We start from the raw sequence: 16,241 nt of genomic DNA, 5'->3' as shown, positions 1-16,241 counted from the left end.
TTAAAGTGGGTGAATATTTACTAGTTAACAAAGTGATTTAGTTGACTGATCTGTTGAATAAAAAATTCTTCTAAAGATTGCCGAGATAAATGTATAGAAATAACTTTGCCCCCCATCAACCGCAAACTACCTAGAAAATCATAGTAATCAGCTTGTAGTGTACCGTGCCAAGTACCGTCCGGTTCAAACACTATACTTGGTAGCCATTTTTTGAGGATTGCCAAATCACCCCCTTCACCTTTGATATGATATATTTCATCTCTGCCTAATAATTCTGTTAGCGAACCGATGCAGATTAATTCGCCTTGGGCAAGAATGGCGATGCGATCGCAAATTTGTTCTACTTCACTGAGAATATGGCTATTAAAAAAAATTGTCTTGCCGGCAGCTTTTAATGATAGGATTATTTCCCGCATCCGATAGCGTCCCAGGGGATCGAGTCCCGACATCGGTTCATCGAGAAAGATTAATTCGGGATCGTTAATTAATGCCTGTGCCATTCCCACACGTTGTAACATCCCTTTGGAGTAACGACGCATTTGTTTTTTGCGTGCATCAGCTAGGGATAACCCCACTAAATCTAGTAGTTCGGGAATCCTTTGGCGTTGCACACGAACGGGAATTTGGAATAAACCCGCAGCTAACTGCAAAAACTCCCAACCCGTAAGATACTCATACAAGTAAGGGTTTTCACTTAAGTAGCCAATGCGTTGCTTAATGGAGCGATCGCCTAAAGGTTCACCTAATAATAAACCTTTCCCAGATGTAGGGCGAATAATCCCTAGTAATAACTTTAACAGAGTAGTTTTACCTGCACCATTCGGCCCCAATAACCCAAAAGTTTCCCCCTGATAAACCGTTAACGAACAGCCTTTGAGGGAGACAACTTTTTGATTCATCCAAAAGCCAGTACGATAGACCTTTCGTAACTCAGAAGTAATAATGACCGCAGGGGTATCTGTTGTAGCCAGTTGAGCATCAGCATTGTCTTGAACAGACTTCATCTCAGTTTAATTAACACAGCATTGGTTACAAGTTACCCAATAGGATAACCGCGATCGCCTACAAATGTGTTAATTGTTGCAAATTTTGGCAAAGGAGTTAACTGATAACTCCAGGAGAGTTCAAAGCACACCCTTAGAACTGGGAATAGTTCCAGCACGACGAGAATCAACTTCGACAGCCATGCGTACTGCTCTGGCGAAGGCTTTAAACGTCGCCTCAATAATATGGTGAGAATTTATCCCATCTAACTGGCGAATGTGCAGCGTCATTTGACTATGGTTGACTAACGCCACAAAAAATTCCCGTACTAATTGCGTGTCATAAGTACCCACCCGTTCAGTAGGAATTGTTAAACCATAACTGAGATGAGGACGACCAGAAAAGTCTAGTGCTACTTGTACTAAAGCTTCATCTAAAGGAGCTAAAAAATTACCAAAGCGAACAATACCTTTTCTATCACCCAAGGCTTTGTGTAAAGCTTGACCGAGGGTAATACCCACATCTTCATTAGTGTGGTGATCATCAATCTCCCAGTCTCCTGTGGCTTTGACATCCAAATCAATCAAGCCGTGGGAAGCAATTTGATGCAGCATATGATTCAAAAACGGAATACCCGTTTCGGCATGGCAAACACCACTACCATCTAAATTGATGGTAACTTGCACATCAGTTTCACCAGTAGTGCGATGTACTGAGGCAATGCGAGCAGTTGAGGAGAAATTAACTTGGGGATAATCGTTGATTTTCATAGAGATGTAGGGACTGGGGACTGGGGATTGGGGGTTGCGGATGCAAAAAGTAAAAATTAAAAGATTCTTTTATTTTCTTTTGTTTTTTTACTTTTTACCTTTGACTTTTTTTACATTCCCATAATTTCATATCCTGAATCAACGTAAATCACTTGTCCGGTAATACCACTTGACAAGTCACTAGCCAAGAAAGCTGCTGTGTTACCTACTTCTAATTGAGTGACAGTACGACGCAATGGCGCAACTGCTTCAACATGGTGAATCATATCTAAAATACCACCCACGGCACTAGAGGCTAAAGTGCGAATTGGCCCGGCAGAAATGGCATTGACACGAATATTTTCGGGGCCGAGTTCCGATGCTAAATAACGTACACTAGCTTCTAACCCAGCCTTCGCCACACCCATAACGTTATAGTTGGGAACTGCCCTCACACCACCCAAATATGTCAAGGTAATGATACTTCCGCCTTCCGTCATTAAGGGTTTAGCTGCACCACTTAGTTGTACAAGTGAATAGGTGCTAATTTCTAAAGCTGTAGCAAAGCCAGTACGGGAAGTTTGGCTAAAACCTCCACTTAAATCATCTTTGTTAGCAAAAGCTAGACAATGAATCAAAATATCTAGCCTGCCCCATTTATCGCGGATAGTCTCAAAGGTAGATTGAATCTGTTCGTCGTTTTGGACATTACAGGGAAGAAATAAGCTGGGGTTGAGAGGTTCTACTAGTTCAGCAACCTTCTTCTCCATTTTCCCCTTGTCGTCTGGTAGATAGGTAATGCCGAGATTTGCTCCGGCGGCGTGTAGTTGTTGGGCAATCCCCCAAGCAATAGAGCGATTATTGGCAATACCTGTCACCAGAGCGTTTTTTCCATTCAGATTCAGCATAGAAACCTTTGATGTGAACGATTGATGAAATGAGGGACTGGGGACTGGGGATTGGGGACTGGGTATGATTTTTGATTTTCCTTTTCCCCTTTACCTTCTGTCTCCTGCGCCCTGTCTCCTGTCTTCATGAGCATACTAGAATCTGGGGCGTGTTTGTCTTGTTTTTATACAGGATGAGCAAAAATGATGATTAGGAATGGCGTTTTTGAGATTTAAAATACATATTATTCCTTAAGATATTTTCAAGATTACTTAAGTTTTTAGATGAAAAACCTGATAGTTCTATTAAGTAGAAGTATCTATCAAGAATTGCTGGCTAAAAATTGCCAAAATTAGGTATCATTATAAACAAATAGCTATGAAGTTATGGGTTTGAGTATAGGAAAGTACAGCCGGATTAACGGTGCTTTATTGATTTTTCAGCTGTATTCTTAGGTAATTAGTTTTTACTTTTTTTTATTCCGGCATTGGGTAGGGGAAGGGAGATGATCGTGACACAAGATAAGGCCCTAGCAAATGTTTTTCGCCAGATGGCAACTGGAGCTTTTCCGCCAGTTGTCGAAACGTTTGAACGCAATAAAACGATCTTTTTTCCGGGCGATCCTGCTGAACGAGTTTATTTTCTTTTGAAAGGCGCAGTCAAACTTTCCAGGGTGTATGAGGCAGGAGAAGAAATTACAGTCGCACTACTGCGGGAAAATAGCGTTTTTGGTGTGCTGTCTCTGTTAACAGGTAATAAGTCTGATCGGTTTTACCATGCGGTGGCATTTACCCCGGTAGAATTGCTGTCTGCACCCATTGAACAAGTCGAGCAAGCCCTCAAAGAAAATCCTGAACTATCTATGTTGATGCTGCGGGGTTTATCTTCGCGGATTTTGCAAACAGAGATGATGATTGAAACCTTAGCCCATAGAGATATGGGTTCGAGATTGATCAGTTTTCTGTTGATTCTCTGCCGTGATTTTGGGATTCCTTGTGCAGACGGGATCACAATTGATTTGAAATTATCTCATCAAGCGATCGCAGAAGCAATTGGTTCTACCCGCGTCACAGTCACCAGATTACTAGGGGATCTGCGCGAGAAAAAAATGATTTCTATCCACAAGAAAAAGATTACTGTGCATAAACCTGTGACTCTCAGCAGACAGTTCACATAAAATTCACAGCAGTCAGGAGAGATGAGGCGTGTTATATTTTGGTAGATAACACTCATAGTTGGCAATAAATCTCAAATATTGAGTAAGATCAGCTATTGCCAACCCCCCATCCTCCACAGATAATGACTGAAAGTAGTAGGCTGTATCTGGAAACAATTCGGTAGCTGAAGATGACCACCGGCTACATCCTCATTGCAGCAATTTTAATTTTGGGAGGCGTAATTGCCACAGTTGGCGATCGCATCGGCACAAGAGTTGGCAAAGCACGCCTCTCACTCTTTAAGCTTCGCCCCAAAAATACCGCCGTAGTAGTCACTATTGTCAGTGGTGTACTAACAGCGGCCACCACCCTAGCTATTCTATTTCTGGCGGATGAAGGCTTGCGGAAAGGGGTGTTTGAGTTAGAAGATATTCAACAAGACCTCAGACAAAAACGAGAACAACTTAAAGTTGCTGAACAACAAAAAAGCCAGGTAGAGGCTGAACGCAACAAAGCCAATCAAGAATTAGAAACCACCAAACAAGAAAAATTTAAAGCCCAACAAGATTTAGCGCAAACCCAAACTAAACTTCAGCGCACCCAAAACCAATATCAAAAAGCCATAACTGAACTCCAAAGTGTTTACAATCAAAGAAAAGCACTACAGATAGCCGTTTCTAAACTAGAGGCAGAGCGTAGACGATTGTATGCTGAAGCCCAACAAGCTATTGCCCAGCGCGATCGGGAAATCGCTAAACGCCAACAAGCCATAGAACAACGCGATCGGGAATTGACTAACCGTCAACAAGCAATACAACAACGGGATCAAAAAATTGCCCAACTAGATAAACTCATTCAAAATCGTAATCTAGAGATTAACAACAGAGAACAGATAATTGCTAAACGAGAATCTCTACTCAAAGAATTGGAAAAACAACAAGATTATCTAGAACAGGAAGTAGCAAGACTAGAAAAATATTACCAATCATATCGTGACTTACGCTTAGGTAAATTGGCTTTAGTCAGGGGTCAAGTTCTGGCTGCTGCTGTAGTGCGTGTGAACCAACCCAATACCGCCAAGCAAATTATCATACAACTACTCCAAGAAGCCAACCGCAATGCTAGCATCGAATTAGCTGAACCAGGAACTGCGACTAATACAGAACTGCTGCGTGTGACTCCAGATAGGGTTGAGCAGCTGATCAAACAGATTAGCGATGGTCGAGAATACGTAGTTAGAATTTTCTCAGCTGGTAATTATGTCAGGGGTGAAAAGCACATAGAATTTTTCGCTGATACAGCTAGAAATGTTTTAGTATTTTCTGAAGGTGAGGTCTTGGCCACAACTACCGCCGACTCTAAAACTATGACCTCATATCAGTTAAGACAAAGATTAGACTTATTAATTTCAGCATCCCAATTCCGCGCCAGAAATGCCGGCATTGTGGAAAGTGTACAAATCGATGGTACATTTATTCGCTTTGTTTCTCTATTGAGACAGTTTGAGCAACCAATAGAAATTAAAGCCATAGCAGCAGAAGATACTTATACGGCTGGGCCATTGAGAGTCAAACTCATAGCAATTCAAAATGGCAAGGTTGTTTTAACTACTTAATTCTTTTGAATTGATTCATTATGGATTTTAGTGAATTTTCCCCAACCCAACCAGTTATTTTAGGTTTCGATCCCGGTAAAGATAAATGTGGTTTAGCCGTGATGGGATTAGACCGAAAATTACACTACCATCAAGTTGTAGTTTCTCAGGAAGCGATCGCTACTATTAATATCCTACGTCAAAGCTTTCCTGTTTCTTTGTTGGTGATGGGCAACCAAACCACAGCCAAACGCTGGAAACAGCAGTTACAGCAAGAACTAGTAGAACCATTAAATATTATCTTAGTAGACGAGCGTTATAGTACCTTAGAAGCCCGCGATCGCTATTGGCAGATGTATCCCCCCAAGGGACTCACCAAACTACTGCCCCAGGGAATGCGCCAACCACCACGCCCCATAGATGATATTGTGGCTATTCTGTTAATTGAAAGATATTTAAGCCGACTTACCGAATCAGTTAATAGTTAGAATTGGGCGCGAATTTTAAAAGCATAATCTCCTCCTGGTTCTAGTTGATAATCTTGCTGTTCTAAAAAACGACCAAGAGGTTCTTTAATTAAAGCACGCCCCTGAGAAGGCTTGACAGAAAGCTCTCCCTGGCGAAAATTCCATTGGAAATGCCACTCAAAATCCCCTGCACTGACTTCACCTTCTAGAAACCCGTGTTGCCAGGATTGGCGAGTAATTTTGACGTGCGCTGTAGTTTCTGGTAAACGTTTAGCACTCACAATGCTTGGTGTTAATTTAGGCTATATTCTATTTACCAAACTTCGCCGCGATCGACAAACTAGCAACCTGAGTATTTTTGCATCAGTTATTAGGTATAGGAGTTGACAGTTGACAGTTGACAGACTTGAAAGCCTTTTATTTTCATCATCTATCTGGCTATGGCTATATCAGTCCTGACAGCGTTCACTGTTAAAAATCTATGATTATCAATAATGAAAAAATTTACGGCGATGCCTACCTAAAAGGCATCGCGGATTTTAGATAAAATCTAAAATCCAAATCGATAATTAACGATTCACCGCCGCAGCTTCCCGTGCCGCAGCTGCCTGATCTGGGTGGATGCCTAAGCGTGTGAGGTTAATCCGTCCTTTATTGTCAATTTCGCGTACCTTGACAATTACTTCATCACCCACAGCTACTTCATCTTCCACCTTGCCTACACGATAATCAGCCAGTTGGGAAATATGGATCATTCCTTCCTTACCGGGGAGAAATTCCACAAAAGCACCAATTGGTATAATTCGAGTCACACGTCCTGCATAGACATCGCCTTCATTTAGCTTGCGAGTCATGCCTTGAACAATATTCCGCGCCCTCTTGGCCTTATTCTCATCTACCGCAGAAATAGTGACTGTGCCATCATCTTCGATGTCTATTTTCGCACCAGTTTCTTCAGTGATTCCCTTAATGGTCTTACCACCGGGGCCAATAACTAGACCAATCATGTCAGGATCAATTTTGATCGTTAACAGACGGGGCGCATAAGGTGAAGTTTCAGTACGGGGTTGCTCAATAGCTTGCAACATTTTATCAAGAATGTGCAACCTAGCGGCTTTGGCTTGGTGAATGGCTTGGGCAATCACTTCCAAAGACAAACCAGAGATTTTCATGTCCATTTGCAAGGCTGTAATCCCTGTATCTGTCCCGGCGACTTTAAAGTCCATGTCACCTAAAAAGTCTTCAATGCCTTGAATATCTGTGAGTACTCGGACTTCATCCCCTTCTTTAATCAAACCCATAGCTGCCCCGCTCACTGGTTTGAGAATTGGTACGCCAGCATCCATTAAAGCTAGGGTAGAGCCGCACACAGAACCCATTGAGGTAGAACCATTAGAAGATAACACCTCAGAAACAACCCGAATTACATAGGGGAATTGCTCTTTCGGTGGTAGTACAGGCAGGATGGCGCGTTCTGCCAATGCACCGTGACCGATTTCCCGTCTACCTGGGGCGCGTAAAGGTTTAGTTTCGCCGACAGAGAAGGGCGGGAAGTTGTAATGATGTAGGTAGCGTTTAGATTGGTCAGTTTGTAAGTCGTCGTTGAGATTTTGAGCATCTCCGGGAGTACCGAGGGTACAGGCAGATAATACCTGAGTTAGTCCCCGGTTAAATAAGCCGCTACCGTGGACACGTTTGGGTAAGACATCAACTTGACAAGACACAGGACGGACTTCATCAAGTTTACGACCATCAACACGCACGTTATCTTCGACGATTTGACGGCGCATGAAGTACTTAGTAATGTCTTTAAAAGTGTTCCCCAAGGCTTTGCTATTGGCAGTAGCAGCAACCCGAATTGGGTCTTCTTCTGGGAGTTCGGCGATCGCTGTGGCAATATTTTCTTTAACGGCATCTAAGGCGGTGTCCCGTTCCGTTTTGCCTAAATCAAACTGAGCCAGAATTTTCTTAATTTCATCGCTAGCGCGATCGCGGATATAATCTGCCAAGGTTTGGTCTACTTCTGGTGCTGCTTCCTGCACAATTTCCAAACCCAGTTCTGCTACTAAATCTTGCTGTGCCTTGATTAAATCGCGCACCGCTTCGTAGCCAAAATCAATTGCTTCAATAATATCTCGCTCTGACAGTTGATTTGCACCTGCTTCCACCATGATTACGCCATCTGGTGAACCAGCTACCACTAAATCTAAATCTCCCGCCTCAATTTCTGCATAGGTGGGGTTAATGATAAAGTCATCACCTACCAAGCCTACTCGGACTGCTGCCATTGGCCCGTTAAAGGGAATTTGAGCAATCAGCGTGGCAATTGAAGCACCCGTCACCGCCAATACGTCCGGTGGTACTAGCTCATCCATTGACATTGTAAATGCCACAACTTGCAAGTCATCCCGCAACCATGAAGGGAATAAAGGACGCAAAGGACGGTCAATTAAACGACTAGTAAGAATGGCCTTTTCTGGTGGACGACCTTCACGGCGCATTATTCCACCAGGTATTCTCCCAGCCGCGTATAGTCTTTCTTCGTAATCTACTGTCAGGGGAAGGAAATCGATGCCCTCTCTGGCTGCTGATCGCGTAGCTGTTACCAAAACAGCTGTATCCCCTGATTCTATCAACACAGACCCACCTGCTTGCGGTGCTAGTAGGCCTACTTTCAGTCGAATATCCCTGCCATCGAAGGATATTGACTTCTCAAATTCTGCCATTCAGCTTTTTTTCCTTCTCTTTCTTTATTCGCTCTCTGTGGCAATCCTAACATTGATGCCCTCTGGCTGACTTCTGTTACATACAAACAGCAACAAGTTCCTCAACGCCAAGCGCGATACATAACTTAGCGTTACCATCTGTTCATCAGCTAGTTTTGCCGCTTGTGGAGTGCTTACAATGATATCAAGGGATTGGCAATTGGGCATGGGGCATTGGGAATTGGGCATGGGTCATGGGGCATGGGGCATGGGGCTGGCAGTCATCAGAAATGTAGGGTGCGTCAGTATGAATAACTTCTGGGTATAGTTAGCTTTTCTGAAACTGACGTACCCTACCAACCTGTCAACCTGGGATAACTTATTTTGTGGTGTTCGCTTATCCAGAGTTACAAAAATCAAGCTAGTATCTAAAAAATAGAAGGTGTAGGGTGTAGGAAAGAAACCATTGGACAGCAATATTTTTACTATCATCAAGGTTAATTAATGTATAGATATTATTGAATTTTATTAAATTAAAAATATTTGATTATATTGAATTTTGATTTTAATCAAGCCATGAAAATAAATATAGCTATGATGTAATCAGCAATACTTAATATTTTTGAATTGATGTAAGTTTGAGTAGTTAACAAATGGCAATTTTACACGGTAGTTGGTTATCAAAAGAGCAGGAAGATTGTTTATTTATTTGGGGAGAAACTTGGCGATCGCCACGCATTCAGGTTAATTTTAGTGAGTTAGCATTAAATCCCTTAGCCATGACAGCATCTGAGTTAACTGCATGGCTGTCTAGTGAAAACATCAAGATTACCAACTTCATAACTCAGCCTGCTCAAAAATCATCTACTAAATCTGCCACTTCTACAAAAATTAATTTACCAATTCATTCTCAAGTAGTTAACCTACCAACTGATATTTTAGAAATAAATCAAACAGAAATAGCCTTAGTTTCTCCGGTTCATTCTGGGTCTTTGACATCTGAAACGAATGATCCCAGATGCTTACAGCCTTGGTTAGTAGAAGGTTTTTGTCTTCATCCCTTAGCAGCAATTAAATTTCTGACTTCTCTACCATTAAATATTGTCAATGAAAACAATACCTTTTTAGGTGGGGATTTACGATTTTGGTCACAAGTTGCCCGTTGGAGTTTAGATTTAATTTCCCGATCTAAGTTTTTACCAACTATTGAAAGAGACGCTAACGGCAATTTTGATACGAAATGGCAAGTCGTTGTAGACAGTGCTATCGATGGCACTCGTCTAGAAAAGTTTGCGTCGAAAATGCCCTTGGTTTGTCGGATTTATCGGGGACTGGGGACTGGGGACTGGGGACTGGGGACTGGGGAGGAATTGAGTCATCAGTCACCGATGTATGTGGATTTTCCTCGTCAACCGCAGGAATTAATTTTATCGTTTCTTAATAGTGTCATTGATGCTCAAGTGCGGGAGATGGTGGGGAATCAAACTCTAGTTGAACCTAGGGTGATGGCTTCTTTACCATTACCTGTGCGTCAGTGGTTACAGGCTTTAACGGGTGCATCTAATGCAGTGAATGCAGATGTAATTGGGGTAGAAAGGTTAGAAGCAGCCCTAAAAGCTTGGACGATGCCCCTACAATCTCAATTGGCTAGTAAAAATCAATTTCGCGCCTGTTTTCAGTTGCTTGCGCCTGATGAGGAAAAAACCGATTGGACATTGGCATATTTTTTGCAAGCGGCTGATAATCCAGAATATTTAGTAGATGCAGCGACGATTTGGCAACATCCAGTTGAGCAGTTAGTTGAGCAAAATCGCACCATTAATCAACCCCAAGAAACATTATTACGAGGTTTAGGTTTAGCTTCTCGATTATATCCAGCGATCGCACCTAGTTTAGAAACGGAAGCACCCCAATCTTGTCACCTCACCCCCATCCAAGCCTATGAATTTATTAAATCAGTCGCTTGGCGGTTTGAAGATAGTGGCTTGGGTGTGATTTTACCCCCGAGTTTGGCAAACCGCGAAGGCTGGGCGAACCGCTTGGGGTTAAAGATTTCCGCCGAAACTTCCAAGAAAAAGCAGGGACGCTTGGGATTACAAAGTTTATTAAACTTTCAGTGGCAATTGGCGATCGGTGGACAGACAATTTCTAAAGCCGAATTTGATCGCTTAGTCGCTTTAAATAGTCCACTCGTAGAAATTAACGGTGAATGGGTGGAATTGCGTCCCCAAGATATTAAGACAGCGCAAAATTTCTTTGCATCTCGTAAAGAACAAATGTCTTTATCTTTAGAAGATGCTTTACGTTTGAGTACGGGAGATACCCAAGTAATTGAAAAGTTACCAGTCGTTAGCTTTGAAGCATCTGGGGCTTTACAAGAGTTAATTGGCGCACTAACTAACAATCAAGCGGTTGCACCTTTACCCGCACCAAAAGACTTCCAAGGACAGTTACGGCCTTATCAAGAAAGAGGCGCAGCTTGGTTAGCTTTTCTAGAACGTTGGGGTTTAGGTGCGTGTCTCGCAGACGACATGGGACTCGGTAAAACTGTCGAGTTCATAGCCTTTCTTTTGTATCTAAAAGAACAAGATATATTAGAAAAACCCACATTACTTGTTTGCCCAACTTCTGTGTTAGGAAACTGGGAACGAGAAGTTAAAAAATTTGCTCCCACACTCAAAATTTTACAATATCACGGTGATAAACGTCCCAAAGGTAAGACATTTACAACAGCCGCAAATAAACATGATTTAGTGATTACTAGTTATTCATTAATTCACCGTGATTTAAAATCTTTACAGACTGTTGATTGGCAAATAATTGTCCTAGATGAAGCCCAAAACGTAAAAAATGCTGAAGCAAAACAATCCCAAGCAGTCAGACAATTAGAGTCAACATTTCGGATTGCTTTAACGGGTACACCAGTAGAAAATAGACTGCAAGAATTATGGTCAATTTTAGATTTTCTCAACCCTGGTTATTTAGGTAATAAGCAATTCTTTCAAAGACGGTTTGCCATGCCCATTGAAAAATACGGTGATGCAGCTTCTTTAAATCAATTACGTGCTTTAGTTCAGCCTTTTATTTTACGTCGTTTAAAAACAGACCGTGAAATTATTCAAGACTTACCAGAAAAGCAAGAAATGACAGTCTTTTGTGGCTTAACTCCAGAACAAGCTGCACTATATCAACAAGTAGTAGAAGCATCATTAGCTGAAATTGAATCAGCCGAAGGATTGCAACGTCGAGGCATGATTTTAGCCTTATTAATTAAGCTCAAACAAATCTGTAATCATCCAGCCCAGTATTTAAAAGAAGCGAGTTTAGCACAACATAATTCAGCCAAATTGCAACGGCTAGAAGAAATGTTAGAAGTAGCGTTAGAAGAAGGCGATCGCGCCCTCATTTTTACCCAATTTGCCGAATGGGGTAAACTCCTCAAACCCCACCTAGAAAAGTATCTAGGACGGGAAATCTTCTTTTTATATGGTAGTAGCAGCAAAAAACAACGTGAAGAAATGATTGACCGTTTCCAACACGATCCCCAAGGGCCACCAATCATGATTTTATCCCTCAAAGCTGGAGGTGTCGGATTAAATTTAACCAGAGCCAATCATGTATTTCACTTTGATAGATGGTGGAATCCAGCCGTAGAAAATCAAGCCACAGACCGCGTATTTCGTATTGGTCAAACCCGTAACGTGCAAGTACATAAATTCGTTTGCACCGGCACATTAGAAGAAAAAATTCATGACATGATTGAAAGCAAAAAACAACTAGCAGAACAAGTAGTTGGTGCAGGCGAAGAATGGTTAACAGAACTAGACACCAACCAACTCCGCAACCTACTAATATTAGACCGCAATGCAGTCATAGAAGAAGATACAGAATAAACAACAAAAATCATATTCTCCTCTCTGCGCTTCTCTGCGTTTACCTTTGCGCCCCTACCGAAGTTCTGTTCGCCCTTGGCGTTGGCGAAGCCATCGGAGGAAGCCTCCGCTCAGACTTCTCTCTGCGTTTACCTTTGCGCCCCTCTGCGTTTAATAAATCCCCTAATAATTCCTAATTGATGATGACAAACACAACATTGCAAGCCAGCCGCGAATGGTGGTCACAAAGATGGCTAGAACTACTCGATTCCTACCGCTTTAAAAAACGCTTAGAACGCGCCAGAAACTATGCACGCCAAGGTAACGTTCTCAGCATTGAATTTAAAGGTGCAAAGGTATTAGCCAAAGTCCAAGGTAGTGAAGTAGAACCTTATAAAGTTTCCCTCTCCCTCAATTCTTTTAGTGATGAAGAATGGGGATATATTATTGAAACTATGTCTAAAAAAGCATTATTTGCTGCCAAATTATTAGCGGGAGAAATGCCCCAAAATATTGAAGAAGTATTCACCGCTAATGGACTTTCTTTGTTTCCCTTCACCCTCAGCGATGTTCATAGTAAATGCTCCTGTCCCGATAAAGCCAACCCCTGTAAACACGTTGGCGCAGTATACTATCAATTAGGTGACAGATTCAGCGAAGATCCCTTTGTGTTATTCCAATTACGGGGAAGAACTAAAGAAGAAATCATTAGTGATTTACGTTACCTAAGAGGTGAAAAGTTAGCAGTGCATACAACTGCAAGCCCAGAGAATCAACCAACAATTAATCACCATCAATATCAAATTAAAATTGACAATCTCTGGCAATATAATGAGCCACTAGATTCTTCTTTGGTAGTAATTACACCATCAAGTAACGAAACTTTATTAGATGTGTTGGGTGCTATTCCTCTAGGACAAAATGAGGAAAGTGCAGTTAATTTAACTGCCAGTGATGTAGTAATGAAATATTTGCAGACAATTTACCAACAAGTTAGTCAAAAAGCAATGTTAGCAGCAATGAATGTAGGTGAAAGCTGATATACCAATCCGATTACGAATTACGAATTACCAAAAAAAGGCTCTTGCTGTTACACAAGAGCCGCAAAAGCGTTTAATTGTCAGTGATGAAATAAAACTTTAGAACCTAGTCAAGTTCAGTCATTGACATTGCTGGTTCATTCTCACGGTCAATACCTTTCTCGAAACCACCAGCAGCAGCACGAGCGCGACCAGCGTGCCACAAGTGACCGATGAGGAAGAAGAAACCTAAGACGAAGTGAGAAGTTGCCAACCACGCACGAGGAGATACGTAGTTGAAGGAGTTAATTTCAGTAGCCACACCACCTACAGAGTTCAAAGAACCCAGAGGAGCGTGAGTCATGTATTCAGCAGCACGACGAGCTTGCCAAGGCTGAATATCGTTCTTGATTTTTTCTAAGTCAAGACCGTTAGGCCCACGTAGAGGCTCTAACCAAGGGCCACGGAAATCCCAGAAGCGCATGGTTTCACCACCGAAGATGATTTCACCTGTAGGAGAGCGCATCAAGTATTTACCTAGACCTGTAGGGCCTTGAGCAGAACCAACGTTAGCACCTAAGCGTTGGTCACGAATTAAGAATGTTAAAGCTTGAGCTTGAGAAGCTTCAGGGCCAGTAGGGCCAAAAAATTCACTGGGGTAAACGGTGTTGTTATACCAAACCATACAAGAGGCGATGAAGCCCATTAAGGACAACGCACCCAAGCTGTAGGAGAGGTAAGCTTCACCAGACCAGATAAACGCACGACGCGCCCAACCAAAAGGCTTGGTGAAGATGTGCCAAATACCGCCAGAGATACAAATTAAAGCAATCCAAATGTGACCGCCGATAACATCTTCCATGTTATCTACGCTGACAATCCAGCCTTCGCCACCAAAAGGAGCTTTGATGAGATAACCGAAGATAACAGCAGGGTTCAAGGTAGGATTGGTGATTACACGAACATCACCGCCACCAGGGGCCCAGGTGTCGTAGACACCGCCGAAGAACATAGCCTTCAGCACTAACAGCAACGCACCACAACCCAAAATGATCAGGTGGAAGCCGATGATGTTGGTCATCTTGTTCTTATCTTTCCAGTCATAACCAAAGAAAGAGGAATACTCTTCTAAGGTTTCTGGGCCGCGCACAGCGTGATAAATACCACCAAAGCCCAGGACTGCTGAGGAAATAATGTGGAGTACACCAACTACGAAGTAAGGGAAGGTATCGATAACTTCACCACCAGCACCAACACCCCAACCGAGGGTAGCAATGTGGGGTAGCAGGATTAAACCCTGTTCGTACATTGGTTTTTCTGGAACAAAGTGAGCGACTTCAAATAGGGTCATCGCTCCAGCCCAGAATACAATCAAACCAGCGTGGGCAACGTGTGCGCCCAGCAGTTTACCAGATAAGTTAATGAGACGGGCATTGCCAGACCACCAAGCAAAACCGGTGGATTCTTGGTCGCGTCCGCCGCCCATTATGGTAGGTCTATTAGAGAGCGTTACCACGGGGTAGTACCTCTTCGGGGAATACAAATTTTTCGTGAGGCTGATCTTGAGGAGCCATCCAAGCGCGGATACCCTCGTTCAGCAAAATGTTCTTGGTATAGAAAGTTTCAAATTCTGGGTCTTCCGCAGCGCGTAATTCTTGCGATACGAAGTCATAAGCGCGGAGGTTGAGGGCTAAACCGACAATCCCGACAGCACTCATCCACAGCCCGGTAACTGGTACAAACAACATGAAGAAGTGTAACCAGCGTTTGTTGGAGAAAGCAATCCCGAATATCTGTGACCAGAAACGGTTTGCTGTCACCATTGAGTAGGTTTCTTCTGATTGGGTGGGGTTGAAGGCGCGGAAGGTGTTGGATGCTTCACCGTCTTCAAATAAGGTGTTTTCTACTGTTGCACCGTGAATCGCACACAGTAATGCTCCACCTAATACACCTGCTACTCCCATCATGTGGAAGGGGTTGAGTGTCCAGTTATGGAATCCTTGCAGGAATAATAAGAACCGGAAGATGGCTGCTACTCCAAAACTGGGAGCGAAGAACCAAGATGATTGTCCCAAGGGGTACATCAAGAAGACGCTGACGAATACCGCGATGGGGGCTGAGAATGCTAGGGCGTTGTATGGTCTGATCCCTACTAACCGCGCAATTTCAAATTGACGTAGCATGAACCCAATTAGTCCAAATGCTCCATGTAGGGCTACGAAGGGCCACAATCCTCCCAATTGACACCAACGGGTGAAGTCCCCTTGTGCTTCTGGCCCCCACAGTAACAACAGGGAGTGTCCCATGCTGTCTGCGGGGCTGGATACTGCTACTGTTAGGAAGTTTGCCCCTTCTAGGTACGATGAGGCTAGTCCGTGGGTGTACCACGAGGTGACGAAGGTTGTACCGGTTAGCCAACCGCCTAATGCTAGGAAGGCGCAGGGGAATAGTAATATTCCTGACCAACCTACGAATACGAAGCGATCGCGCTTTAACCAGTCGTCTAGTACGTCAAACCACCCTCTACTGGGGGCGCGTCCTACTGCGATGGTCATTTAACTAAATCCTCTTTTACTAAAATTGCAACGTTTCTAAGCAGAGCTTTTGGGGAAATTTCCCTTTTAAGAGACTGCCGCGAGGAAATAACGTTTTTTTTGACAATCTCAGCTGTTTATAATTGCTGAGTTCCTGAGATTTGCTCACTTGTACAAGCGGACATTTCTCAGGGTTATGTCGTTACACGTACCATGAGCTAGTTACCTAGCTTGTGGTAACTTAATGCTTCTTAACTTATCACATTCTTGGG

13 protein-coding genes are annotated in these 16,241 nt (G+C 42.9%); 5 read left to right on the top strand and 8 right to left on the bottom strand.

What is annotated here, in order from left to right:
* Nucleotides 1-20: 20 nt before the first annotated feature.
* The 3 genes from ACPZ3T_RS28420 to fabI all read right to left on the bottom strand — a co-directional run bounded on the left by ACPZ3T_RS28420 (nucleotide 21) and on the right by fabI (nucleotide 2,641).
* Nucleotides 21-1,004, bottom strand: a complete 984-nt coding sequence (locus tag ACPZ3T_RS28420; RefSeq protein ID WP_490272771.1) for an ABC transporter ATP-binding protein — start codon at nucleotides 1,002-1,004, stop codon at nucleotides 21-23.
* Nucleotides 1,005-1,124: 120 nt separating this feature from the next.
* Nucleotides 1,125-1,754, bottom strand: coding sequence for an imidazoleglycerol-phosphate dehydratase HisB (hisB, locus tag ACPZ3T_RS28415; RefSeq protein WP_490272770.1), 630 nt, complete (start codon nucleotides 1,752-1,754; stop codon nucleotides 1,125-1,127).
* A gap of 110 nt (nucleotides 1,755-1,864) precedes the next feature.
* Entirely contained in the window at nucleotides 1,865-2,641 is a 777-nt protein-coding gene (gene fabI / locus ACPZ3T_RS28410) for an enoyl-ACP reductase FabI (RefSeq protein WP_490272769.1), read from the bottom strand.
* Between the two features lie 485 nt (nucleotides 2,642-3,126).
* Here fabI and ntcA point away from each other — a divergent pair, with 485 nt between their 5' ends.
* The 3 genes from ntcA to ACPZ3T_RS28395 all read left to right on the top strand — a co-directional run bounded on the left by ntcA (nucleotide 3,127) and on the right by ACPZ3T_RS28395 (nucleotide 5,860).
* Nucleotides 3,127-3,798 (top strand): global nitrogen regulator NtcA, encoded by a 672-nt coding sequence (gene ntcA, locus ACPZ3T_RS28405; protein WP_017321409.1) that lies wholly within the window; start codon nucleotides 3,127-3,129, stop codon nucleotides 3,796-3,798.
* A gap of 170 nt (nucleotides 3,799-3,968) precedes the next feature.
* The gene (locus tag ACPZ3T_RS28400; RefSeq protein WP_490272768.1) at nucleotides 3,969-5,393 is read left to right on the top strand and encodes a DUF3084 family protein; all 1,425 of its coding nucleotides are present in this window, start codon (nucleotides 3,969-3,971) and stop codon (nucleotides 5,391-5,393) included.
* A gap of 20 nt (nucleotides 5,394-5,413) precedes the next feature.
* Nucleotides 5,414-5,860, top strand: a complete 447-nt coding sequence (locus ACPZ3T_RS28395; RefSeq protein WP_490272767.1) for a pre-16S rRNA-processing nuclease YqgF — start codon at nucleotides 5,414-5,416, stop codon at nucleotides 5,858-5,860.
* Here ACPZ3T_RS28395 and ACPZ3T_RS28390 read toward each other — a convergent pair.
* The 3 genes from ACPZ3T_RS28390 to ACPZ3T_RS28380 form a co-directional block, all read right to left on the bottom strand.
* Complete coding sequence (locus ACPZ3T_RS28390; protein ID WP_490272766.1) at nucleotides 5,857-6,120, bottom strand: DUF3146 family protein; 264 nt, start codon at nucleotides 6,118-6,120, stop codon at nucleotides 5,857-5,859. The genes ACPZ3T_RS28395 and ACPZ3T_RS28390 overlap by 4 nt on opposite strands.
* A 288-nt stretch (nucleotides 6,121-6,408) precedes the next feature.
* The gene (locus ACPZ3T_RS28385; protein WP_490272765.1) at nucleotides 6,409-8,565 is read right to left on the bottom strand and encodes a polyribonucleotide nucleotidyltransferase; all 2,157 of its coding nucleotides are present in this window, start codon (nucleotides 8,563-8,565) and stop codon (nucleotides 6,409-6,411) included.
* A 24-nt stretch (nucleotides 8,566-8,589) separates the two neighbouring features.
* A complete protein-coding gene (locus ACPZ3T_RS28380; RefSeq protein WP_490272764.1) occupies nucleotides 8,590-8,793 on the bottom strand; it encodes a hypothetical protein in 204 nt (67 codons plus the stop codon).
* Nucleotides 8,794-9,197: 404 nt separating this feature from the next.
* Between ACPZ3T_RS28380 and ACPZ3T_RS28375 the strand changes: the two genes are divergently transcribed.
* Together ACPZ3T_RS28375 and ACPZ3T_RS28370 are read left to right on the top strand one after the other, a co-directional pair.
* The gene (locus tag ACPZ3T_RS28375; RefSeq protein WP_490272763.1) at nucleotides 9,198-12,437 is read left to right on the top strand and encodes a DEAD/DEAH box helicase; all 3,240 of its coding nucleotides are present in this window, start codon (nucleotides 9,198-9,200) and stop codon (nucleotides 12,435-12,437) included.
* A gap of 182 nt (nucleotides 12,438-12,619) precedes the next feature.
* A complete protein-coding gene (locus ACPZ3T_RS28370) occupies nucleotides 12,620-13,456 on the top strand; it encodes an SWIM zinc finger family protein (RefSeq protein WP_490277398.1) in 837 nt (278 codons plus the stop codon).
* A gap of 106 nt (nucleotides 13,457-13,562) precedes the next feature.
* Here ACPZ3T_RS28370 and psbC read toward each other — a convergent pair whose 3' ends face one another.
* Both psbC and psbD read right to left on the bottom strand, forming a co-directional pair.
* Nucleotides 13,563-14,951 carry a photosystem II reaction center protein CP43 gene (gene psbC / locus ACPZ3T_RS28365; protein ID WP_490272762.1) on the bottom strand — a complete coding sequence of 463 codons (1,389 nt, stop codon included), beginning with the start codon at nucleotides 14,949-14,951 and terminating at the stop codon, nucleotides 13,563-13,565.
* On the bottom strand, nucleotides 14,935-15,990 hold the full coding sequence (gene psbD, locus ACPZ3T_RS28360; protein WP_490272761.1) for a photosystem II D2 protein (photosystem q(a) protein): 1,056 nt from the start codon (nucleotides 15,988-15,990) through the stop codon (nucleotides 14,935-14,937). The genes psbC and psbD overlap by 17 nt, the downstream gene beginning before the upstream one ends.
* Nucleotides 15,991-16,241: the final 251 nt, after the last annotated feature.

The sequence above is a fragment of the Aliinostoc maniaoense genome, from assembly GCF_058172895.1.
Note: the sequence above shows the minus strand (reverse complement) of the source record. Positions and strands in the feature narration are given on the sequence as shown.

Bases quoted from the DNA above. Each gene is read 5' to 3' on its own strand.
- ACPZ3T_RS28420 (WP_490272771.1), bottom strand. From the start codon at position 1,004: ATGAAGTCTGTTCAAGACAATGCTGATGCTCAACTGGCTACAACAGAT.
- hisB (WP_490272770.1), bottom strand. From the start codon at position 1,754: ATGAAAATCAACGATTATCCCCAAGTTAATTTCTCCTCAACTGCTCGC.
- fabI (WP_490272769.1), bottom strand. From the start codon at position 2,641: ATGCTGAATCTGAATGGAAAAAACGCTCTGGTGACAGGTATTGCCAAT.
- ntcA (WP_017321409.1), top strand. From the start codon at position 3,127: ATGATCGTGACACAAGATAAGGCCCTAGCAAATGTTTTTCGCCAGATG.
- ACPZ3T_RS28400 (WP_490272768.1), top strand. From the start codon at position 3,969: ATGACCACCGGCTACATCCTCATTGCAGCAATTTTAATTTTGGGAGGC.
- ACPZ3T_RS28395 (WP_490272767.1), top strand. From the start codon at position 5,414: ATGGATTTTAGTGAATTTTCCCCAACCCAACCAGTTATTTTAGGTTTC.
- ACPZ3T_RS28385 (WP_490272765.1), bottom strand. From the start codon at position 8,565: ATGGCAGAATTTGAGAAGTCAATATCCTTCGATGGCAGGGATATTCGA.
- ACPZ3T_RS28380 (WP_490272764.1), bottom strand. From the start codon at position 8,793: ATGCCCAATTCCCAATGCCCCATGCCCAATTGCCAATCCCTTGATATC.
- ACPZ3T_RS28375 (WP_490272763.1), top strand. From the start codon at position 9,198: ATGGCAATTTTACACGGTAGTTGGTTATCAAAAGAGCAGGAAGATTGT.
- ACPZ3T_RS28370 (WP_490277398.1), top strand. From the start codon at position 12,620: ATGACAAACACAACATTGCAAGCCAGCCGCGAATGGTGGTCACAAAGA.
- psbD (WP_490272761.1), bottom strand. From the start codon at position 15,990: ATGACCATCGCAGTAGGACGCGCCCCCAGTAGAGGGTGGTTTGACGTA.